21 protein-coding genes are annotated in these 21,299 nt (G+C 53.3%); 13 read left to right on the top strand and 8 right to left on the bottom strand.

Features of this window, described 5'->3' with window-relative positions:
• Position 1 precedes the first annotated feature (1 nt).
• From gpsA to M2422_RS13840, 4 genes are read right to left on the bottom strand one after another with little or no spacing between them, the layout of a single operon-like run.
• Entirely contained in the window at positions 2-1,021 is a 1,020-nt protein-coding gene (gene gpsA / locus M2422_RS13825) for an NAD(P)H-dependent glycerol-3-phosphate dehydrogenase (protein WP_033147029.1), read from the bottom strand.
• Positions 1,021-1,488 carry a protein-export chaperone SecB gene (secB, locus tag M2422_RS13830; RefSeq protein ID WP_003860835.1) on the bottom strand — a complete coding sequence of 156 codons (468 nt, stop codon included), beginning with the start codon at positions 1,486-1,488 and terminating at the stop codon, positions 1,021-1,023. Before secB ends, gpsA begins: the two co-directional genes overlap by 1 nt.
• Before the next feature lie 32 nt (positions 1,489-1,520).
• A complete protein-coding gene (gene grxC / locus M2422_RS13835; RefSeq protein ID WP_023309914.1) occupies positions 1,521-1,772 on the bottom strand; it encodes a glutaredoxin 3 in 252 nt (83 codons plus the stop codon).
• A gap of 11 nt (positions 1,773-1,783) precedes the next feature.
• On the bottom strand, positions 1,784-2,215 hold the full coding sequence (locus tag M2422_RS13840) for a rhodanese-like domain-containing protein (protein WP_023309913.1): 432 nt from the start codon (positions 2,213-2,215) through the stop codon (positions 1,784-1,786).
• Between the two features lie 247 nt (positions 2,216-2,462).
• On the opposite strand from M2422_RS13840, the gene gpmM reads away from it, so the two are divergent.
• The 3 genes from gpmM to M2422_RS13855 are packed head-to-tail and all read left to right on the top strand — an operon-like array spanning position 2,463 to position 6,236.
• Positions 2,463-4,007, top strand: a complete 1,545-nt coding sequence (gene gpmM, locus M2422_RS13845) for a 2,3-bisphosphoglycerate-independent phosphoglycerate mutase (RefSeq protein ID WP_048975591.1) — start codon at positions 2,463-2,465, stop codon at positions 4,005-4,007.
• Between the two features lie 33 nt (positions 4,008-4,040).
• A complete protein-coding gene (envC, locus tag M2422_RS13850) occupies positions 4,041-5,300 on the top strand; it encodes a murein hydrolase activator EnvC (RefSeq protein WP_229231479.1) in 1,260 nt (419 codons plus the stop codon).
• 3 nt (positions 5,301-5,303) lie between these two features.
• Positions 5,304-6,236, top strand: coding sequence for a divergent polysaccharide deacetylase family protein (locus M2422_RS13855; protein WP_064673803.1), 933 nt, complete (start codon positions 5,304-5,306; stop codon positions 6,234-6,236).
• A gap of 3 nt (positions 6,237-6,239) precedes the next feature.
• Here M2422_RS13855 and M2422_RS13860 read toward each other — a convergent pair whose 3' ends face one another.
• A complete protein-coding gene (locus tag M2422_RS13860) occupies positions 6,240-7,040 on the bottom strand; it encodes a glycosyltransferase family 2 protein (RefSeq protein WP_064673804.1) in 801 nt (266 codons plus the stop codon).
• A 205-nt stretch (positions 7,041-7,245) separates the two neighbouring features.
• On the opposite strand from M2422_RS13860, the gene M2422_RS13865 reads away from it, so the two are divergent.
• Positions 7,246-8,451, top strand: coding sequence for a glycosyltransferase (locus tag M2422_RS13865; RefSeq protein WP_064673805.1), 1,206 nt, complete (start codon positions 7,246-7,248; stop codon positions 8,449-8,451).
• Positions 8,452-8,466: 15 nt separating this feature from the next.
• Positions 8,467-9,381, top strand: a complete 915-nt coding sequence (locus tag M2422_RS13870; protein WP_064673806.1) for a hypothetical protein — start codon at positions 8,467-8,469, stop codon at positions 9,379-9,381.
• Positions 9,382-9,408: 27 nt separating this feature from the next.
• Here the strand turns inward: M2422_RS13870 and tdh are convergent, their stop codons facing one another.
• Positions 9,409-10,437, bottom strand: a complete 1,029-nt coding sequence (tdh, locus tag M2422_RS13875; protein ID WP_064673807.1) for an L-threonine 3-dehydrogenase — start codon at positions 10,435-10,437, stop codon at positions 9,409-9,411.
• A gap of 9 nt (positions 10,438-10,446) precedes the next feature.
• A complete protein-coding gene (gene kbl, locus M2422_RS13880) occupies positions 10,447-11,643 on the bottom strand; it encodes a glycine C-acetyltransferase (RefSeq protein ID WP_064673808.1) in 1,197 nt (398 codons plus the stop codon).
• A gap of 215 nt (positions 11,644-11,858) precedes the next feature.
• Here kbl and rfaD point away from each other — a divergent pair, with 215 nt between their 5' ends.
• The 6 genes from rfaD to M2422_RS13910 are packed head-to-tail and all read left to right on the top strand — an operon-like array spanning position 11,859 to position 17,976.
• Positions 11,859-12,791 carry an ADP-glyceromanno-heptose 6-epimerase gene (gene rfaD / locus M2422_RS13885; protein ID WP_008502707.1) on the top strand — a complete coding sequence of 311 codons (933 nt, stop codon included), beginning with the start codon at positions 11,859-11,861 and terminating at the stop codon, positions 12,789-12,791.
• A gap of 2 nt (positions 12,792-12,793) precedes the next feature.
• Positions 12,794-13,840: an ADP-heptose--LPS heptosyltransferase RfaF gene (gene rfaF, locus M2422_RS13890; protein WP_058841861.1), complete on the top strand. Its 1,047-nt coding sequence runs from the start codon at positions 12,794-12,796 to the stop codon at positions 13,838-13,840.
• Between the two features lie 3 nt (positions 13,841-13,843).
• A complete protein-coding gene (rfaC, locus tag M2422_RS13895) occupies positions 13,844-14,827 on the top strand; it encodes a lipopolysaccharide heptosyltransferase RfaC (protein ID WP_259141185.1) in 984 nt (327 codons plus the stop codon).
• A gap of 3 nt (positions 14,828-14,830) precedes the next feature.
• Positions 14,831-15,919, top strand: coding sequence for a glycosyltransferase family 9 protein (locus tag M2422_RS13900; RefSeq protein WP_064673810.1), 1,089 nt, complete (start codon positions 14,831-14,833; stop codon positions 15,917-15,919).
• A gap of 49 nt (positions 15,920-15,968) precedes the next feature.
• A complete protein-coding gene (locus M2422_RS13905; protein WP_231113514.1) occupies positions 15,969-16,826 on the top strand; it encodes a sugar glycosyltransferase in 858 nt (285 codons plus the stop codon).
• A complete protein-coding gene (locus tag M2422_RS13910) occupies positions 16,813-17,976 on the top strand; it encodes an O-antigen ligase (RefSeq protein WP_064673812.1) in 1,164 nt (387 codons plus the stop codon). Before M2422_RS13905 ends, M2422_RS13910 begins: the two co-directional genes overlap by 14 nt.
• A 15-nt stretch (positions 17,977-17,991) precedes the next feature.
• Here M2422_RS13910 and M2422_RS13915 read toward each other — a convergent pair whose 3' ends face one another.
• Complete coding sequence (locus tag M2422_RS13915; protein ID WP_064673813.1) at positions 17,992-18,954, bottom strand: polysaccharide deacetylase family protein; 963 nt, start codon at positions 18,952-18,954, stop codon at positions 17,992-17,994.
• A gap of 150 nt (positions 18,955-19,104) precedes the next feature.
• Between M2422_RS13915 and rfaQ the strand changes: the two genes are divergently transcribed.
• Positions 19,105-20,175: a putative lipopolysaccharide heptosyltransferase III gene (rfaQ, locus tag M2422_RS13920; protein WP_073001641.1), complete on the top strand. Its 1,071-nt coding sequence runs from the start codon at positions 19,105-19,107 to the stop codon at positions 20,173-20,175.
• Entirely contained in the window at positions 20,172-21,299 is a 1,128-nt protein-coding gene (locus tag M2422_RS13925; protein ID WP_045143053.1) for a glycosyltransferase family 4 protein, read from the top strand. Before rfaQ ends, M2422_RS13925 begins: the two co-directional genes overlap by 4 nt.

Raw genomic sequence — 21,299 nt, forward strand, 5'->3', positions numbered from 1 at the left:
ACTAGTTACTGCTGCGCTCGTCCTTGCGCGCACGACCTAATAAGGTCAATGCTGCCTCGCGCGCATTTTTTCCGCAATACAATACCTGATAAATTTCCTCGGTTATTGGCATTTCGACACCGAAACGGTGCGCCAACTCGCGGACTTCCCTGGTATTGCGGTAGCCTTCAACCACCTGACCAATCTTCTCCTGCGCGCCTTTAACATCGCTGCCCTGTCCGAGCATCATGCCAAAACGGCGGTTACGAGACTGGTTATCGGTACAGGTCAGCACCAGGTCGCCCAGGCCAGCCATCCCCATAAAGGTGGCCGGATCGGCACCCAGCGCTTCGCCCAGGCGGGACATTTCGGTCAGTCCTCGGGTGATCAGCGCCGTACGCGCATTGGCACCAAAACCAATGCCGTCTGACATTCCGGCACCAATCGCAATCACGTTCTTCACCGCACCGCCCAGCTGCACGCCGATAAAATCGGGGTTGCTGTAGACGCGGAAGCTCTTGCCGCAGTGCAGCAGCTGTTGAAGATCGTCGGAGAAGGCCTGATCGGTGGAGGCCAGCGAAATCGCCGTCGGCAGGCCAGCGGCCAGCTCTTTGGCAAAGGTCGGGCCGGAGATGACCGCCAGCGGGATCTCATCACCCAGCGCTTCGCGGGCAACGTCCTGCAGCAGGCGTCCGGTTTCGGCTTCCAGTCCTTTTGTCGCCCAGACAATGCGTGCATCCGGGCGCATCAGCGGCTTAATCTGACGGAGCACGTCGCCAAATACATGGCTCGGAACCACAATCAGAATGTTGCGGCTGGCCGCCAGCGCGGTCGCAAGGTCGCTTTCAAGGTGCAGGGAGTCGGGGAACGGAACGTCCGGAAGAAACGCCACGTTACAACGGTCGCGTTGCAGCGTTGCGATATGTTTTGGATCGTGGCCCCAGAGAACCACTTCGTGACCATTTCTTGCCAGCGTGATGGCAAGAGCGGTGCCGTATGAGCCGGCACCGATCACAGTCATTGACGCATTAACAGTGCTCATCAGGCATCCTGATGTTGTTCAGCACCTTCGCCAGCTTGCTGCTGCAGATAGTTCATGAACAGCGCATCAAAGTTAACTGGCGCAAGGTTCAGTTGCGGGAATGTACCGCGAGAAACCAGGCTGGTGATGCATTCACGCGCATACGGGAACAGAATGTTCGGGCAGTACGCACCCAGGCAATGCGCCATCTGGTTGCCTTCGATACCGCCGATAGAGAAGATGCCGCCCTGCTGAACTTCACACAGGAATGCAGTTTCTTCGCCCAGAGACGCGGTAACGGTCACACGCAGCACGACTTCATACACGTCATCTGCCAGTTGGGTAGATGCGGTATCCAGATCAAGTTTAACCTCTGGCTGCCAATCTTTCTGGAAAACATGTGGCGCATTTGGCGCTTCGAAAGAGACGTCCTTGGTGTAGATACGCTGGATCTGGAAAGTCATTTCGGTGTTGTTTTGTTCTGACATGGAAATACCCTTTTTAATTGTCCTAAAGTCTCTTAGCTCAGCAGCGGATCGAGTCCACCACGGGCGTCGAGCGCATACAAGTCATCACAGCCGCCAATGTGCTGCGCATCAATAAAAATCTGCGGAACCGTCGTGCGACCACTACGTTTGATCATCTCTTCGCGTTTAATCGCGTCACCGTCGATCGGCAGTTCCTGGAACGTGACGCCTTTGCTGTTCAGCAGCGCTTTCGCACGATGACAGAACGGGCACGTCGCTTTGGTATAGATCTCAATATTGGCCATGACTGAACTCCTTATTTACCGCGTACCAAAGGAAGATTTTCCCCGCTCCAGCCGGAAATACCTTCTTTCAGCACCGTTACGTTTTCGAAGCCTGCTTTATGAAGCGCGCTGGCAGATTCCTGTGCCTGCATGCCGGTCGCATCGACAACGATAATCGGCTGGGCTTTGTGTTTCTCAAGCTCACCGACGTTGTTCGCTTTGATTTCAGCTGGCAGCAGGTTGATTGCGCCCGCAATGTGACCTTTACGGAAATCGTCACGCTGACGCAGATCGACCACGACGGCATCTTCTTTGTTGATCAGACGCGTCGCTTCACCACGGGTGATAACCTTAATTTTAGACGTCAGGCTCTTAAATGTGGTGAACAGCACAGCAGCCAGCAGGCCAATCCACGCGATGCTCAGAACCGGATGGCGGCTAACGAATTGCATAATTTCTTGCATGGAGGGTAACTACTCCCGACTAAGTGATAAAAAAAACCAGGACAGGAGTATACCTGTGCGTTCTGGCAAATACAGCCAGCGACCATAACCTAATCCATTTTCTGCGGCATGCCACCTAAAAAAATGCCTCAAAATGGTCTGGTGTACATCTTGCCCCTGCGCTTTCTTTGATCTTCTGCGGCTATTTGATCGATTCAGCTGTAGTAAAATTACGCAAATTTTGACTCTTGAGCATGAGGTTGTCGCAATGTCGGTTTCTAAAAAACCTATGGTACTGGTGATTCTGGATGGCTATGGCTACCGTGAAGATAGCCAGGATAACGCTATTTTCAACGCCAAAACTCCGGTCATGGATGCCCTGTGGGCGAAACGTCCGCATACGCTGATTGACGCGTCTGGCCTGGAAGTGGGTCTGCCGGACCGCCAGATGGGCAACTCCGAAGTCGGTCACGTAAACCTGGGCGCCGGGCGTATTGTGTATCAGGATCTGACGCGTCTGGACGTTGAAATTAAAGAACGCACCTTCTTCTCCAACCCAACGCTGTCTGGCGCGGTCGATAAAGCCGTTGCCGCTGGCAAGGCCGTACACATCATGGGCCTGCTCTCTGCTGGCGGCGTTCACAGCCACGAAGATCACATCATGGCGATGGTTGAACTGGCCGCCGAGCGCGGTGCGGAAAAAATCTATCTGCACGCCTTCCTGGACGGTCGCGATACGCCACCACGTAGCGCAAAAGGCTCTCTGCAAGCCTTCGAAGAGAAATTCGCCGCGCTGGGCAAAGGCCGCGTAGCGTCCATCATTGGCCGTTACTACGCTATGGACCGCGACAACCGCTGGGATCGCGTTGAACAGGCCTATGACCTGATGACCCTGGCAAAAGGTGAATTCCAGTTTGCGACCGCCGTTGAGGCGCTGGAAGCGGCCTATGCGCGTGATGAAAACGACGAATTCGTGAAAGCGTCCGTGATTCGCGCTGAAGGCCAGGCTGATGCCGCCATGGAAGATGGTGATGCGCTGATCTTCATGAACTTCCGCGCTGACCGCGCCCGTGAAATCACCCGTGCGTTCGTCAACAGCGACTTCGACGGTTTTGCCCGTAAGAAAGTGGTAAACCTCGATTTCATCCAGCTGACCGAATACGCCGCCGATATCAAAGCGCCTTGCGCGTATCCGCCAGCATCTCTGGCAAATACCTTTGGCGAGTGGATGGCGAAGAACGACAAAACGCAGCTGCGTATTTCCGAAACTGAAAAATACGCGCACGTGACCTTCTTCTTTAACGGCGGCGTTGAAGAGCCGTTCAAAGGCGAAGACCGCATTCTGATCAACTCCCCTAAAGTGGCTACCTACGATCTGCAGCCAGAAATGAGCTCTGCAGAATTGACTGAAAAACTGGTTGCGGCCATCAAGAGCGGTAAGTACGACACCATCATCTGTAACTACCCGAACGGCGACATGGTGGGTCATACCGGGGTGATGGAAGCGGCAGTGAAAGCGGTTGAAGCGCTGGACCACTGCGTTGAGCAGGTAGCGAAAGCGGTTGAATCCGTTGGCGGCCAGCTGCTGATCACAGCTGACCACGGTAACGCTGAACAGATGCGCGACCCGGCGACCGGCCAGGCGCACACGGCCCATACCAACCTGCCTGTTCCGCTGATTTATGTGGGTGATAAATCACTGAAAGCAGTGGAAGGCGGCAAGCTTTCTGACATCGCGCCAACCATGCTGTCGCTGATGGGTATGCCGATCCCTGAAGAGATGACTGGTAAGCCGCTGTTCATCGTGGAATAATCGCTCCCCATGAGGGGAAAGGCGATTTTTTCAATCACATGGGTCGTGAAGCCGCTTAGGTTATCAGTCAGACCTCTGTTTTACGCCAGCGCACTCAGCGCTGGCGTATTGCTGTGCGCCGCATCCGCCCACGCGGATGACCGCGACCAGCTGAAATCCATTCAGGCCGATATCGCCGCCAAAGAGCGTGCGGTACGCCAGCAGCAGCAGCAGCGCTCCGCCCTGCTCGCCCAGCTCAAGCAGCAGGAAGAGGCGATCTCCGCCGCCACGCGTAAACTCCGTGAAACGCAAAACACCCTCGCCCAGTTGAATAAACAGATCGACGAGATGAACGCGTCGATTGCCAAACTCGAGCGCCAGCGTGACGCGCAGGAGCGCAATCTTGCCGCACAGCTTGATGCCGCATTCCGTCAGGGTGAACATACCGGACTCCAGCTGATCCTCAGCGGCGAAGAGAGCCAGCGCGGCCAGCGCCTGCAGGCCTACTTTGGCTATCTCAACCAGGCGCGTCAGGAGACGATCGCGCAGCTGAAGCAGACGCGCGAAGAGGTCTCCACGCAAAAAGCCGAGCTGGAAGAGAAACAGAGCCAGCAGCAGACGCTGCTTTACGATCAGCAGGCCCAGCAGGCGAAGCTTGAGCAGGCGCGCAACGAGCGTAAGAAAACCCTTTCCGGCCTTGAATCCTCCATTCAGGAAGGTCAGAGCCAGCTCAGCGAAATGCGCGCCAACGAATCAAAACTGCGTAACAGCATCGCCCGTGCGGAAGCGGCGGCGAAAGCGCGCGCCGAAAAAGAGGCTCGCGAGGCGCAGGCCGTTCGCGATAAGCAGCAGGAAGCGTCCCGCAAAGGCACTACCTACAAACCAAGCGAGAGCGAACGTTCCCTGATGTCGCGTACCGGCGGTTTGGGCTCTCCTCGCGGTCAGGCTTTCTGGCCCGTTCGCGGTTCAATTCTGCATCGCTATGGCGAACAGCTGCAGGGTGAGCTACGTTGGAAAGGAATAGTTATCGGTGCGTCTGAAGGTAGCGAAGTAAAAGCCATTGCCGATGGCCGCGTGATTCTGGCTGACTGGCTGCAGGGTTACGGTCTGGTGGTGGTGGTCGAACACGGTAAAGGTGACATGAGCCTTTACGGCTACAACCAGAGCGCGCTGGTCAGCGTCGGCACGCAGGTGCGCGCAGGCCAACCCATCGCCCTTGTGGGCAGCAGTGGCGGTCAGGGCCGCCCGTCACTCTATTTCGAAATTCGTCGCCAGGGTCAGGCGGTCAATCCACAGCCGTGGTTGGGAAGATAAGTTTTGCTTCAATTTCGTCGAATGGTTTTCTCCGTCGTCAGCGCGCTGGCGCTGGCTGCACCAGTATACGCAGGTAAACTCGCTATCGTGATTGATGACTTCGGTTATCGTCCGCACTATGAAAATCAGGTGCTGGCGATGCCGTCGGCCATTTCTGTCGCCGTCCTTCCAAATGCGCCCCACGCGCGTGAGATGGCGACCAAAGCCCATAACAGCGGTCATCAGGTGCTGATCCACCTGCCGATGGCCCCGCTCAGCAAGCAGCCGCTGGAAAAAGACACCCTGCGCCCGGACATGAGCAGCGAGGAGATCGAGCGCATCATCCGCGACGCCTATAACAAAGTGCCGTATGCCGTAGGGCTGAACAACCATATGGGCAGCGCGATGACATCAAGCCTGTACGGGATGCTCAAAGTGATGCAGGCGCTGGAGCGTTACAACCTCTACTTCCTCGACAGCATGACCATCGGCAACAGCCAGGCGATGCGTGCCGCTCAGGGAACGGGCGTAAAGGTGATTAAGCGCAAGGTGTTCCTGGATGATACCCAGAACGAAGCCGATATCCGCATGCAGTTTAATCGCGCGGTACAGCTGGCCCGCCGCAATGGCTCAGCCATCGCCATCGGTCACCCGCACCCGTCTACCGTTCGCGTCCTGCAGCAGATGCTGCCGACCTTGCCTGCCGATATCACGCTGGTGCGTCCGAGCGATCTGCTGAACGAGCCGCAGGTAGATACCTCTACACCAAATTCTGCGCAGCCCGTCCCGACAGCGCCGCGTAATCCGTTCCGCGGCGTGAAGCGCTGTGTACCGAAGCAACCGCTTGAACCGGTCTATGCAACCCGCTTCTTCTCCGTCATCGGAGACAGCATCAGTAACAGTACCCTGGTGAAATACGTCCAACAGCAGTGGCAGGGATGGGGTAAGAAATCCTGACGCTTATTTCGCAATCTGAGAGTCCGTCTGCTCGTTAGCAACGGACTCTTTTTTTTCCTGATGCTGATACCAGGATTTGAAATACTTCAAAAAGCTATAGGCTGTGGCATACAGTCCCGTCGCCACCCCCACTTTGCCCTTACGCCAGGCGCCGCTAAACAGATACCATTTGAAAAAAGCCCCGATGGCGCTGATTACGCCGCGCCCTATAGAGGGCCGTATTTTTTGATGTTGAACCAGGCGGGTTGTATAACAATTTAATTTGTTAAAAAGCTCATGCAGTGTGGGAAACGTATCATGTTTTACATAACCCGGAATACGTTCACAACGGAGAAAACCTTCGACCTGATCGTCTACCGGCCTGTTATTAAACCGGGACTGGTTACGGTTAAAAAGACGCACAGGATAATCAGGGGATGAAACTGGATAAATCGTCCGGACTTCTTCACCCAGAACAAACCAGTGGCGGCATATTCGCCATGCCATTCCGGGGTCTGGCTCATCGCCTGCTTTTAACGTTAAAACGGCATTAACCGTTTCCTGGTCAAGAATTTCGTCGCTGTCGATGCACAGGACCCAGTCATTGCTGGCTAAGGATATGGCATGGTTCATCTGCTCGCCATGCCAGCCAAATTTTTTATAGACAGGTAGCAGTCCAAAACTTTCACAAATATATCGTGTTTTGTCCGTACTGCCAGAATCGACCACGACAATTTCATCCGCTATTTTCAAAAGAGGCGAAATAACATCGTGCAATAATCTTTCAGAATTAAACGTTAATAAGCAGACCGTTATTTTAAACATTTTCCCACTCTCAATAGCAGCCTAAATTAATATTATTAATACTATATAAATGAGTAGAGGCGATTAAAGTCCTGAATCACACTTTTCAAATAAGCACGCTTGAAATTTTGTCTAATTCTCAAGAGCAATAAAATAGAAAAATCTATTTTATTTCAACAGATTCTTTATAATGCAGTCAGATGAAGGGTAGCACACGGATTCAGACATGCCGCACAAAAGTAAAATTCTCCTCCTGGATACGGGCAAAGAATGGGGGGGAGGCACCAACAGTATGCTTGAGCTCCTGAAGCGAATCAATCGCGATAAATTCGATATTACCTGTTGTTTTTACAGTGATTATAGTCGTGCTGAAGGTGAGACAATTGGCCAGGTGCTCAACGGCATCGGCATCCCGCTCATCGTGATCCCTCAACGTCCGCAGCCGGTCTGGGCCAAATTGTTGAAGGAAGCGGGACGTAGCCTGCTGTTTTTCTCACGCAGCGCCCGCAAGGCATTGACGCGTCACGTGGATATCATGTGGCGCATCAGGCCTAACGTCAGCAAAATCGAGACCCTTTTCACGCAGGGCGGTTTCGATACGCTCTATATGAATAACCAGCCGGGCTCAAACGAAGAAGGCTATCTGGCGGCGGCGAACCTGCAGGCGCGGTTGATCCAGCACTGCCGCATTGAGCCCGTTTTGACCCCGCCGCTGGTAAAGCTGGTTAATGCCCATGCCACAAAAATCATCGCCGTCTCGCACGGCGTTGAACGCGTGTTGCTTCAGCATGGCGTCCGGCCCGAACTGTGTACGACGGTCAATAATGCCATCGACATCCACCAGCCTTTACCTGACCGACGCGCGATGCGCCAGCGCCTGAACATTGATGACGACACGTTTGTGTTCGGCAGTATCGGGTCGTTAATCCCTCGCAAAGCCAACCACCACACGCTGGAGGCGCTGGCACAGTTCAGCCAGAAGCATCCCGAGGCGAAATGGAAAATGGTGCTGGTCGGTGAAGGTGCCGAACGCCGCGCTTTAGCGGAACAGGCCCGAGCGCTGGGAATTGAAAACCACGTCATCTTCACCGGTTTTCAGAATACCCCATTTGATTACCTCGCTACGTTTGACGCCTTTATTCTGGCCTCAAAAAGCGAAGGGCTACCGCGCGTGGTGCTGGAAGCGATGCTTCTCAATATCCCCGTGATTGGCTCTCAGGTGACCGGCACGGCGGAATTGATTGACCATGATTCGACAGGGCTGCTCTTCCCCTGGAGCGATGTTTCACAGCTTGCACAGCATCTGGACAATATCTGGGCAGACGCGGATCTGCGGGCTCGACTGGCTGCGGCTGCATACCAGAACGTCTGTCATACCTATGCCATCGAAAACTATGTCAGCGGTGTCGAAGCCGTGCTTGGCGCGCACTAACCAAACGAGATAACTATGTTTAAATTTCTTAATGCTCGCTATCGTCATATCACCGGGCGACACAACATTCCTTACAGCTCTCTGCCCGTGACGGGCGCGCTTGCTGCGGTGGATTCTATTGTGATTCCGTGTACCGGCGCAGATTTCGTCGAAGAAGCATTACTCTCTGCCACCTTCGCGGAACGTTATGCCACCGGGGTGAGCGAAATCATCATCGTCAGCGATCAGCCTGAATCCGCCTTTGGGGTACTGCCGCCGAAAACCCGCGTCGTGACGCTTAACCTTCCCGTACGTGAGGAAAGTTACCGCTATAAGCAGATCTACCTCAGCCGTCTGGTGAAGCTTAACGCCCCGCTGCAGGCTCGCGGTGAAGGGGTATTGATGATCGATTCCGATCTCAACTTGCTGAAAATGCCAGAGATCAACATGGCCGACATGCACATTTACTCCAGCTTCCGTCAGGGCAAAATGATTGCCAAGCTGGACGGTGCGCCAGCGGAGAAAGTGCCGGCGTATTACAAAGAGACGGTGCGCCCGTATCTGGTCGATCACGTTAACGGCGCGTTTCTTGCGGCAACCAAAAAAACCTGGCGCCGTATCTGCCCGCTGTGGCTGACGCTGTTCCAGGATACCTGGGAGCTGATGGATGATACGCAGCCGCCGACCGATCAGCTGCCGCTCGCCGCGCTGCTGGACATGCTGGATTTAAAAACGGTTAACCTGGGGGACTGGATGAACTGGCCGGTCTCGAAAAAAATCGGCGGTCAGGAAGCCGTTGTACCGAAAGAGGTGATTGGCGCGCATGGCGGCTTCCCTCTCTCTGAATGGCAGAAGTACCTTGAATCGCCGGATAACAAACTGCTGTTCAAAGGTCAGGACTACACCCGCAAGGTGCGTTACCTGACGGACGAAGAGAAAAAGAAGCAATAAAATAAGGGGCCTGAGGCCCCTTTTTGATTACTTATCCCAGCTCAGGATCACTTTTCCTGACTGGCCGGAACGCATCGCGTCGAAGCCCTGCTGGAACTCATCGATGGAGAAACGGTGAGTAATAATCGGGGACAGATCCAGACCGGACTGGATCAGCGCCGCCATCTTGTACCAGGTCTCGAACATCTCGCGGCCATAGATGCCCTTGATGAACAGCCCCTTGAAGATGACTTTGTTCCAGTCGATAGACATGTCTGACGGCGGAATACCCAGCATCGCGATACGGCCACCGTGGTTCATGGTGTCGAGCATGGTGCGGAACGCCGGTGGCGCACCGGACATCTCCAGACCCACGTCAAAGCCTTCGGTCATGCCCAGCTCTTCCATCACGTCGGTCAGGCTCTCTTTCGAGACATCCACCGCGCGGGTGACGCCCATTTTGCGGGCCAGCGACAGACGGTATTCGTTCACGTCGGTGATCACAACGTTGCGCGCGCCCACGTGCTTCGCCACCGCAGCGGCCATAATGCCGATTGGGCCCGCGCCGGAGACCAGCACGTCTTCACCGACCAGGTCGAAGGAGAGCGCCGTGTGCACCGCGTTGCCGAACGGGTCGAAGATGGAGGCCAGGTCGTCAGAGATATTGTTCGGGATTTTGAACGCGTTAAACGCCGGTATCACCAGGTATTCCGCGAAGCAGCCCGGGCGGTTTACGCCCACGCCAATGGTATTACGGCACAGGTGCGTACGCCCGCCGCGACAGTTACGGCAGTGGCCGCAGGTAATATGGCCTTCACCGGAGACGCGGTCGCCAATCTGGAAGCCTTTTACTTCCTGGCCGATACCCACCACTTCGCCGACATATTCGTGACCGACAACCATCGGTACCGGAATGGTTTTCTGCGACCACTGGTCCCAGTTGTAGATGTGAACGTCAGTACCGCAGATGGCGGTTTTACGAATTTTGATCAGCAGATCGTTATGACCGACTTCCGGCTCCGGCACGTCGGTCATCCAAATCCCTTCTTCCGCTTTCAGTTTGGATAACGCTTTCATCACACGTCCTCAGGCAATTACGCCCAGCTGTTTGCCGATGCGGGTAAAGGCTTCCACCGCACGTTCAATTTGTTCAGGCTTATGCGCCGCAGACATCTGGGTGCGGATACGCGCCTGACCTTTTGGCACCACCGGGAAGAAGAACCCGGTGACGTAAATCCCTTCTTTCTGCAGTTCGCGGGCAAATTGCTGCGCGACGACCGCATCGCACAGCATCACCGGAATGATCGCGTGGTCAGCACCGGCCAGGGTAAACCCTGCGGCGCTCATTTTTTCACGGAACAGGCGGGCGTTGGACCACAGGCGGTCGCGCAGCTCAGCGCCCGACTCCACCATCTCCAGTACCTTGATGGAGGCGGCAACAATGGCCGGCGCCAGGGAGTTGGAGAACAGGTACGGGCGAGAGCGCTGGCGCAGCCACTCGACCACCTCTTTACGCGCGGCGGTATAGCCGCCGGACGCGCCGCCGAGCGCTTTGCCCAGCGTACCGGTGATGATATCCACGCGGCCCATCACGTCACAGTATTCGTGGGAACCGCGGCCATTTTCGCCGACAAAACCGACCGCGTGAGAGTCATCTACCATCACCAGCGCGTCGTATTTATCCGCCAGGTCGCACACGCCCTTCAGGTTGGCGATCACGCCGTCCATAGAGAACACGCCGTCGGTGGCGATCAGCACGTGGCGAGCACCCGCTTCACGCGCCTCTTTCAGGCGCGCTTCCAGCTCGACCATGTCGTTGTTGGCGTAGCGGAAACGCTTCGCTTTACACAGGCGTACGCCGTCGATGATGGAGGCGTGGTTCAGGGCGTCGGAGATAATCGCATCTTCTGCGCCAAGCAGGGTCTCAAACAGACCGCCGTTGGCGTCGAAGCAGGAGGAGTACAGAATCGCGTCTTCCATTCCGAGGAAGCTCGCCAGCTTTTGCTCAAGCTGCTTGTGGCTGTCCTGCGTACCGCAGATAAAGCGTACGGAGGCCATGCCGAAACCGTGGGTGTCCATGCCGTTTTTTGCAGCGGCAATCAGCTCAGGGTGATTCGCAAGACCTAAGTAGTTGTTCGCACAAAAGTTGATCACATGGCTGCCGTCGGCAACGGTGATGTCCGCCTGCTGGGCAGACGTGATAATACGCTCTTCCTTGAACAACCCTTCCGCACGTGCGGTGTCGAGGTCGCTGTTTAACTGTTTGTAAAAATCACCACGCATTGCAATTCTCCAGACTCGGCAAATTTCGGGACATATTACCCAAACCTATAGTTCATGACGAGATGACACGTCATCTCTTGTCGTTTTTGCAGCATAAATCACGCGTACCCCTGCGCTGTGAAGGTGAATGGCTGAAGGGCAGCCATACTAATGATATGATAGAGACATTAGCGTCCGGGATTGTCCCCGGGCTCCACACTTCAAAGGTTACAGTTATGATCATCGTTACCGGCGGCGCGGGCTTTATCGGCAGCAATATTGTTAAGGCTCTCAATGACAAAGGCATCACCGACATCCTGGTGGTTGACAACCTGAAAGACGGCACCAAGTTCGTCAACCTGGTGGATCTGAACATCGCTGACTACATGGATAAAGAAGACTTCCTTATCCAGATTATGGCAGGCGAAGAGTTCGGCGAGATCGAAGCCATCTTCCACGAAGGTGCGTGTTCTTCCACCACCGAGTGGGACGGCAAGTACATGATGGACAATAACTATCAGTACTCCAAAGAGATCCTGCACTACTGCCTGGAGCGTGAAATTCCGTTCCTGTATGCCTCCTCCGCGGCAACCTACGGCGGCCGCACCTCGGACTTTATCGAATCCCGCGAGTATGAACAGCCGCTGAACGTCTACGGTTACTCCAAATTCCTGTTCGACGAGTACGTACGTCAGGTGCTGCCAGAAGCGAACTCGCAGATCGTCGGCTTCCGTTACTTCAACGTCTACGGACCGCGCGAAGGTCACAAAGGCAGCATGGCGAGCGTGGCGTTCCACCTGAACACCCAGCTGAATAACGGCGAAAGCCCGAAACTGTTCGAAGGCAGCGACGGCTTTAAGCGCGACTTCGTTTACGTGGGCGACGTTGCCGCAGTGAACCTGTGGTTCTGGGAAAACGGCGTATCCGGCATCTTCAACCTGGGTACCGGCCGCGCGGAGTCCTTCCAGGCGGTGGCTGACGCAACGCTGGCGTATCACAAAAAAGGCAGCATCGAGTACATTCCGTTCCCTGACAAGCTGAAAGGCCGTTATCAGGCGTTCACCCAGGCTGACCTGACCAACCTGCGCGCCGCAGGCTACGACAAGCCGTTCAAGACCGTTGCCGAAGGCGTAACGGAATATATGGCCTGGCTGAACCGCGACGCATAAGTATGAAGATTCTGGTGATCGGCCCGTCATGGGTGGGCGACATGATGATGTCGCAAAGTCTCTATCGCACGCTCAAGGCGCGTTATCCCCAGGCGATAATCGACGTGATGGCACCCGCGTGGTGCCGTCCGCTGTTGTCGCGTATGCCGGAAGTGAACGAGGCGATCCCGATGCCGCTTGGCCACGGGGCGCTGGAAATCGGCGAACGCCGGAAGCTCGGTCATAGCCTGCGCGAGAAGCGCTACGATCGGGCGTATGTCCTGCCAAACTCCTTTAAATCCGCCCTTGTGCCTTTCTTTGCGGGCATCCCACATCGCACCGGCTGGCGCGGCGAAATGCGCTACGGCCTGCTGAACGATGCGCGGGTGCTGGATAAAGAGGCCTGGCCGCTGATGGTGGAGCGCTATGTGGCGCTGGCCTACGACAAAGGCGTGATGCGCAGTGCGAAAGACCTGCCGCAGCCGCTGCTCTGGCCACAGCTTCAGGTTAACGACGGTGAAAAATCCCAGACCTGTAACGCGTTTGGTCTATCGTCTGAACGCCCGATGATTGGCTTCTGCCCCGGCGCCGAGTTCGGCCCGGCAAAACGCTGGCCGCACTACCACTATGCGGAGCTGGCGAAACAGCTGATTGACGAAGGCTACCAGATTGTCCTGTTCGGTTCGGCAAAGGACCACGAGGCAGGCAACGAAATTCTCGCGACGCTCAGTAATGAACAGCAGGCCTGGTGCCGCAACCTGGCGGGAGAAACGCAGCTTGAACAGGCGGTTATTCTGATTGCCGCCTGTGAGGCCGTGGTCAGCAACGATTCGGGCCTGATGCACGTCGCCGCCGCGCTCAACCGCCCGCTGGTGGCGCTGTATGGCCCAAGTAGCCCGGACTTCACGCCCCCGCTTTCTCATAAAGCGCGCGTCATCCGCCTGATCACCGGCTATCACAAAGTACGCAAGGGCGATGCCGCAGAAGGCTACCATCAGAGCCTGATCGACATTACGCCAGAGCGCGTTCTCGAAGAGCTTAACGAACTGCTGTTGAGCGAAGAAGGATAACGAATGCGGGTACTGATCGTTAAAACTTCTTCGATGGGCGATGTTCTGCATACGCTCCCGTCACTGACGGACGCGATGCGGGCCATTCCCGACATTCGTTTTGACTGGGTGGTGGAAGAAGGCTTCGCGCAGATCCCCACCTGGCATGAAGCGGTTGACCGCGTGATCCCGGTGGCGATTCGCCGCTGGCGCAAAGCGTGGTTCTCCGCCCCGATTAAAGCCGAACGCAAAGCCTTCCGTGAGGCGGTGCGGGCACGGCATTACGACGCCATCATCGACGCCCAGGGGCTGGTGAAAAGCGCCGCGCTGGTGACGCGTCTGGCACACGGCGTAAAGCACGGCATGGACTGGCACACCGCCCGCGAACCGCTGGCGAGCCTGTTCTATAACCGTCGCCACCACATCGCAAAGCAACAGCATGCCGTAGAACGTACCCGCGAGCTGTTTGCAAAAAGCCTGGGCTATGCGAAACCGGAAACTCAGGGCGACTACGCCATTGCGCAGCACTTTTTGCGCAATACAGATCCCTGTGCTCAGCCTTATCTTGTCTTCCTGCATGCCACAACGCGCGACGATAAACACTGGCCGGAAACGCACTGGCGAAGCCTGATTGAACTAATGCAACCTACCGGCATCCATATTAAACTGCCCTGGGGCGCTGAACATGAGCGGCAGCGTGCAGGGCGTCTGGCAGCAGGTTTTTCACACGTCGAGGTATTGCCGAAACTCACGCTGGCGCAGGTTGCCGCGCAGCTGGCGGGAGCGAATGCTGTTGTTTCCGTTGATACAGGTTTAAGCCATTTAACCGCGGCGCTGGATCGTCCGAATATTACGATTTTTGGTCCGACCGATCCCGAATTGATCGGGGGTTACGGTAAAAACCAGCATCAGATGGTCAGCCCGACCCAGCAAACGAAGGATATCAGCGCAGATGCTATTTTTTCATTTTTACAGGGCAGCCGTTGGCTTTCCAACAGGGATATCTAACGCATGAGTTACGTATTTCTGCTGATTTTACTCTTTCCGGTGAAGCTTATCCGGAAGCTGTTCCGCAAAGAGACAGGTAAAAACCTGGTCATTCAGACAGCAAAAATCGGCGATTTTGTTAATGCAACGCCCCTTCTGGCATACCTGCAAAAAAGCGACGTGCTCATCAGTCGTAGCGTAGGTGCGCTAGCGAAGCATGATGAGACGGTCGATGAGATTTTTTTTATCGAGCAGCATAAGCGTAACCTGTGGCGAAAGCTGGTCTTTGCCTGCCGGATCATGAACCGCTATGACAATGTCTATCTCCTGCAACCCAATAGCGTGAACCTCTTTTTCGCCTCCGTGTGTAACGCTAAAAACAAACAGTTTTTAAGCACTTACACGCGAAGATGGTATCACGGAATTTTCTATGCAACGGCAGACGGTACTGTTGAACACGGTAAGAAGACTCTTTCAGTCACGAACTATCTCAAACTGGCCGATCGCACCTTAACCTGGCAAGACTCGCCAAAGCACGCCACAAAGCCACTTTTCAAACCTGCGACCTATCCGGCAATCCTCGATAAACCCGGCGTGATCCGGATTGGCATCAGCGTAGCCGCGGGAAATAAAGCGAAAACCGTTCCGCCGGTCATCTGGAAGCAAATTTCCGATCGTCTCGCCGACCTGCCCTGCGAATTTTATGTGTTTGGCGCCCCGAATGAACAATCGTGGATGGACGACATCACCCGCGCTTACGGTGAACTGCCCAACTTTATTAATCTGATTGGCAAAATCTCGCTTGAAGAGCTGCCGTGGGCCATTTCTAAAATGGATTGCTATATCGCGTCTGACTCGGGGAATGTCTACATTGCCGATGCAGTCGGCGTGCCGGTAGTTATGTTATTTGGGCCTTGCTGTCATTATGAACAACGCCCACTCGGTAACGTTCTGTTGATTGGTAATGATGAAAATATTAACTCTTATGTTTTTGAAACACGTTATTATTTCAGCCAGCCGAAGGAAAAACTGTTTGCTATAAGCGATGTTGATATGAATAACATAGTGAGTTTATTGACGAATATAAATAAAAAAGCATTATTAGGGGCATAGAATGGGCTCTCTAACCAAACAATTGTACCGATACACACATAAGCGCAATATGCGCCATAACGAAAATTTGTGGCCCTTTATTAAATTATCTCGCAATGAAACCGGAGAGATTTGTGATTTAAAATATAAAGGCCAAAGTATCAACCTCACTACGCTTACTTCGCTTCAGGATCGGTTTGAGGGTGAGGTTCTGATAACGGCAACCGGTCCTTCAATCAAAAATATTAATTTTGAAAAACTGTCATCCACGATAGTTACTGCTGGTGTCAACGGCGCATGGCATCTCAATAACAAGCTGCATTTTAGTCTCTATTTTGTGGTCGACATGACGTTCATCGACCGTCAGACTGCTATTTTAAAGCAGGTCATTGGCTGTAAAAATGTCATTTTGTTTACGACCGTAATGGGGATCGTTAAGCTCATAAACCGTTTTTCATATGAAAATATCCACTGCGAAATATGCATCATCGAAGATATTTGTTACGAAACCTATAAACCCTCTATAAAAATGGTTAATTTGCACCAGGCATTAGCGGGTAGGCCAGAAATCGTCTTTTCCGATACACACCCCAATATTGCCTTCAGCCGTGATGCGAGGTGCGGTGTGGTAGATGCTGGTACCGTAATGTATTGGGCACTCCAGGTAATTTATTTTTTGAGATTTAATAAGATTTACATCGCTGGTCTGGATATGAATAATTTCAACCAACCGCGATTTTATGAAAACGGTAACACCATGTTGCCTTCATTCCTTGGAGACAAAGTACATAATATTGTGATCCCCGCGTTCACACTGGCAAGTACTGTTTTGAAAAAAGATAACATCACTGTTATTAATTTATCACCTCAAAGCGCTATACCTGACTTTGTTTTTCCCAGAAAGGATTTTACTGATGTTTTCAATTAATTACCAACGTATTCCGTTCTATCCTTTTACGCTTTTTGTATTTTTAAGCATAATTTTTTGCGGAGTTTCTCGCGTAAACAACTTATTCCATCTTGCGCTTGGGCTATTTATCATTGCCACAATTGCTAGCAATGAATTCAGAGTGCATTTTATCAATGACCGTACCTTTCTACACGCCCTAGGCATAACGGGTGCCTTTTTAATATACTTTTCACTTTCGAATCTTTGGGCTGAATCGTCTCAGGTAAGCTCTGCCTTAACACATTCATTATATTTATTTATTTTCATATGTCTTTATCGTCAGTGTGAATTGCAGGGAAAGAAAAAATTTGTCATTGGCGCAGCTTATGCAGGTATTGTCGCACTCGCTATACTCACCCTGATTTATGTTGATAAAGCGAACATTTTTTATAACAGACTTTCGAATGCTTTCCCTTATGCCCCTGATAACGTCATTGACCTCGGAGGATATATGGCACTAGGGGTTTTATTAAGCGCTATATTGGTGCGGGAAACGCGTAACGTCTGGTTTTATCTTCCAGTCCCGTTGCTGCTGGCCTGCTTAATATTGACTCAAAGTCGCGGACCGTTCCTTTCCCTGGTGGTAGCCTCTACAGTAGCGTTTCTTTGTAAACCAAAGTGGAATGTTAAGCTACTGGTAGGCTCGGTTATTATATTATTATTAATCGGTCTCGCTTTCTATTTTAGCGGCTCATTCGATATATTTATCAATCGAGCAGAAGAGTCTTCTCGTGCAAGCACCGTGCGCTTTGGTATCTGGCAACACGCCGTTGAAGTGGCAAAACAGAAAGCGATTTTCGGATGGGGTTTCAACAAGGAGCTTCAGTTCATTAATGGCTATGGCCAGGCCATTTCCACAACGCACAGCCTCTATTTAGCTACCTTCCTTAAGGGTGGGATCGTGGGGCTTCTGCTACTCGTCGGTATGATTTTATATGCCGCCAGACAGTCTCTTCGTCACCTAGCGGCCGATCATAAGGCGGAGATCGCCGTCCTTGTCTTCGCGCTGATGTTCTATATCACTCAAGGTATGTTTATTATCAGTAACCCACGGGAATATTGGGTCCTGTTCTGGCTACCTTTCGCCATTATTTTCAGCACTCCCGTTAAAACGGTTCTGCAAAAATAAACCTTACAGCGCCGATTACCCGGCGCTATTTTTTTCGGAATAAAACTCCGCCAGCGTCATCCCTACCGTCTTATCGGATAACCAGCTAAAGAGCGTTTCTAAATCCTGATACAACCCTTCAATCGCCGCCTCATCTTTAAACGTTGGGCTTCCGCCAGGCATAAATTCCGACGAATGAAGCATAAACTCCACGTACTCACTTCCCTGCGACAGGCATTGCTGTGCGACCTGAATCATTTGCTCCGCATTCCCACCGGACGGTCTTAGCCAGTTCACAGAGGGAGAGCGGTATTTACCGCGAAGCCTGTCGTAACCCTGTTTGATCGTGTTCAACCACGCCGGGTGTTTATACTGAATGCTCATCGGCACTTCGAGTAATGGGCTATGGCCTGCCCGGGAAATATTGTCTAAATCCATGAAATAGGCGTGGTCGGGGAAATGCTGATAATCCGTTCCGCCATTACCCTGTGGGGCGCCTTTCGCATTGCGCCAGTTCACGCGTGGCGTCACGGAGCAATCCACCTGGTAGCCCAGTTCAACGAGCAATTTTGCGTAGCGACTGTCAAATGCCCAACGTCCGGCACGGTGGCTTAACATTTTGGTCTGGAAGGTCTCTTCCAGCAGGCGGGTCATGAATAGCACTTTTTCGCGCATCACCTCATCCGAAAATTCAACCAGATAAGGCTGCCATCGCCAGTCATCGCCCGTGAGATCGTGTTCCGGCGGGCTATTCCATGCGTGAAGGTGCATTCCCACCTCCCCCTGACCGCGGGCGATCGCGTCCCTGGCGAATTCGATGAAAACGGGCTCGATCGCCATCTCGTAATTGGTCAGCCACACGGGCTTAAAGCCGAAACGCTCACAAAGCGCCTGGAAACGCGCCAGATAACGCGCATTTTCCGTTTTAATGACGCGGTGATTTTGCCAGAGATTATCGCCCTCAGTATCAATTGTGATGATAAACGCTGGTTTGTTCATAATGAGTCCGCAAGACAGGAAAGTTAGCGCTATGTTACGCACTCTCCAAAGCATGAGTAAACCCTTCCAGGGAAATTACTGAGATTATGGAGAAAGAGTGCAAGTCGCTATCAGGTCTATTAGAATTGCCATCAGTACAACGCCGATAAGATGATGATGAATAACTTACCTGACACACCTGATTTGCGCATTTTACTTATCAAACTCCGCCATCATGGCGACATGTTGCTGACCACTCCCGTCATTGATTCGTTACGTCAAAAATGGCCGCAGGCGCAGATTGATGTTCTGCTGTATGAAGAAACGCGCGATATGCTCGCCGCGCATCCGGCGATCGGTACAATTTATGGAATCGATCGTAAATGGAAACAGCTTGGCACGCTGAAGCATCTTCAAAAAGAGTGGCAGTTGCTGCGTGCGTTAAGAAATCAGCATTATCATCTGGTGATTAACCTTGCCGATCAATGGCGTAGCGCGATCGTCACCCGTTTCACCGGTGCACCCGTTCGCCTCGGATTCGCGTTTAACAAACGCAACAGTGCATTCTGGCGTTTTTGTCACACCGATCTGGTCTCTGTCGACGGCCACAAATCCCTGCATACGGTCGAACAGAATCTTTCCATTCTGGCGCCATTACAGGTCGCGCCGCAGCCTGCTGTCACCATGGCTTACACCGCAGAAGACTGGCATCATGCCCGCCAAAAGCTGACGCAGACGGCTGTGGGCGACAGCTATATCGTGATCCAGCCGACGTCCCGCTGGTTCTTTAAATGCTGGAGCGAAGACAAAATGGCGCAAACCATTACTGCACTGCAGCAGGATGGTCATACGGTTGTGCTCACCGCGGGGCCGGATAAAAAAGAGCTGGCGATGATCGATCGCATTCTCGCCGCCTCGCCAAAGACGGGAGTCGTCTCGCTGGCGGGCCAGCTAACGTTGCGCCAGCTGGCCTCACTTATCGATCATGCGCGTCTTTTTATCGGCGTTGACTCCGTTCCAATGCATATGGCCGCCGCGCTGCAAACGCCCTGCGTGGCGCTGTTTGGTCCTTCTAAACTCACGTTTTGGTCTCCATGGCAAGTCAACGGTGAAGTCATCTGGGCCGGCGATTACGGCCCGCTACCCGATCCGGATGCCATTGATACCAAAACGAAAGAACGCTATCTCGACGCCATTCCCGTTGATGCTGTCGTCTCCGCCGCAAGGAGATATCTGTCATGAAAAACCATCGTCTGGCCATTGTTCGCCAAAAGTATCGCCCTGATGGCGGAGCGGAACGCTTCGTTTCGCGCGCTCTCACCGCGCTGAGCAATCAGAACCTTGAGCTCAACGTCATCACGCGTGAGTGGCAGGGAGAGAAGCAAGACGACTGGCATATCCACATTTGCAACCCTCAAAAATGGGGCCGCATCAGTCGAGAGCGCGGATTTGCACAGGCCGCGCGCGCGCTGTGGCAGCAACAGCAGTTTGATATTGTTCAAAGCCATGAGCGCATCCCGGGTTGTGATATCTATCGCGCGGGTGATGGGGTGCATCGTCGCTGGCTGCTGCAGCGCGCGCGCATTTTACCTGCCTGGCGTGCGCAAATGCTGATGTATGACCGCTATCACCGCTACGTGATGCGTGCGGAACGGGAAATGTATCAGGCGCCCGAGCTGAAAGCCGTAATCTGTAATGCGGAGATGATCAAACGCGAAATCGTTGAAGACTTTGATATTGACGCAAATAAAATTCATGTGATTTATAATTCTATTGATTCCAGCCGCTTCGTTCCGGCCCAGGAGGCACAGCGTGCGATGCTGCGCCAGCAATTTGGTTTGCCAGCCGATGCCGTTGTGCTCTGTTTTGTTGGCTCAGGGTTTGAACGAAAAGGATTAGCCAGCGCCATACGCGCTATCGCTGGAACATCAGCCTGGCTGATTGTGGTTGGGCAAGATAAAGCAGAGCGTCGTTATCGCGACCTCGCCCGTTCGTTAGGGTGCGAGGGGCAAATCCGTTTCCTGGGGGTGCAAAAAGAAACTCTGCCTTTTTATCAGCTATCCGATGGTTTACTGTTGCCAACGCTGTATGATCCCTTTCCTAACGTCATTCTTGAAGCGATGGCCTGCGGCTTGCCCGTCATTACTTCAGAGAGTTGCGGTGGTGCAGAGTTTATTCAACAAGGCCAGAACGGATTTTATTGTGACGCACTTGATATCAGTACATTGAAGGAAGCGGTAGCCGCCATTCCTTCACTGGAAAAAAATAACAATATGGGACGAGCGGCACGTGAACGTGTAAAAGACGCCACTCCCGAAAAACTATCAAGTCAGCTTATTACGCTTTATCAAAAATTACTGGATTAA

Source organism: Enterobacter sp. SLBN-59 (assembly GCF_024807915.1).
Taxonomy (GTDB): Bacteria; Pseudomonadota; Gammaproteobacteria; order Enterobacterales; family Enterobacteriaceae; genus Enterobacter; species Enterobacter asburiae_B.

Bases quoted from the DNA above. Each gene is read 5' to 3' on its own strand.
- gpsA (WP_033147029.1), bottom strand. From the start codon at position 1,021: ATGAGCACTGTTAATGCGTCAATGACTGTGATCGGTGCCGGCTCATAC.
- secB (WP_003860835.1), bottom strand. From the start codon at position 1,488: ATGTCAGAACAAAACAACACCGAAATGACTTTCCAGATCCAGCGTATC.
- grxC (WP_023309914.1), bottom strand. From the start codon at position 1,772: ATGGCCAATATTGAGATCTATACCAAAGCGACGTGCCCGTTCTGTCAT.
- M2422_RS13840 (WP_023309913.1), bottom strand. From the start codon at position 2,215: ATGCAAGAAATTATGCAATTCGTTAGCCGCCATCCGGTTCTGAGCATC.
- gpmM (WP_048975591.1), top strand. From the start codon at position 2,463: ATGTCGGTTTCTAAAAAACCTATGGTACTGGTGATTCTGGATGGCTAT.
- M2422_RS13860 (WP_064673804.1), bottom strand. From the start codon at position 7,040: ATGTTTAAAATAACGGTCTGCTTATTAACGTTTAATTCTGAAAGATTA.
- M2422_RS13865 (WP_064673805.1), top strand. From the start codon at position 7,246: ATGCCGCACAAAAGTAAAATTCTCCTCCTGGATACGGGCAAAGAATGG.
- M2422_RS13870 (WP_064673806.1), top strand. From the start codon at position 8,467: ATGTTTAAATTTCTTAATGCTCGCTATCGTCATATCACCGGGCGACAC.
- tdh (WP_064673807.1), bottom strand. From the start codon at position 10,437: ATGAAAGCGTTATCCAAACTGAAAGCGGAAGAAGGGATTTGGATGACC.
- kbl (WP_064673808.1), bottom strand. From the start codon at position 11,643: ATGCGTGGTGATTTTTACAAACAGTTAAACAGCGACCTCGACACCGCA.
- rfaD (WP_008502707.1), top strand. From the start codon at position 11,859: ATGATCATCGTTACCGGCGGCGCGGGCTTTATCGGCAGCAATATTGTT.
- rfaF (WP_058841861.1), top strand. From the start codon at position 12,794: ATGAAGATTCTGGTGATCGGCCCGTCATGGGTGGGCGACATGATGATG.
- rfaC (WP_259141185.1), top strand. From the start codon at position 13,844: ATGCGGGTACTGATCGTTAAAACTTCTTCGATGGGCGATGTTCTGCAT.
- M2422_RS13900 (WP_064673810.1), top strand. From the start codon at position 14,831: ATGAGTTACGTATTTCTGCTGATTTTACTCTTTCCGGTGAAGCTTATC.
- M2422_RS13905 (WP_231113514.1), top strand. From the start codon at position 15,969: ATGCGCCATAACGAAAATTTGTGGCCCTTTATTAAATTATCTCGCAAT.
- M2422_RS13910 (WP_064673812.1), top strand. From the start codon at position 16,813: ATGTTTTCAATTAATTACCAACGTATTCCGTTCTATCCTTTTACGCTT.
- M2422_RS13915 (WP_064673813.1), bottom strand. From the start codon at position 18,954: ATGAACAAACCAGCGTTTATCATCACAATTGATACTGAGGGCGATAAT.
- rfaQ (WP_073001641.1), top strand. From the start codon at position 19,105: ATGATGATGAATAACTTACCTGACACACCTGATTTGCGCATTTTACTT.
- M2422_RS13925 (WP_045143053.1), top strand. From the start codon at position 20,172: ATGAAAAACCATCGTCTGGCCATTGTTCGCCAAAAGTATCGCCCTGAT.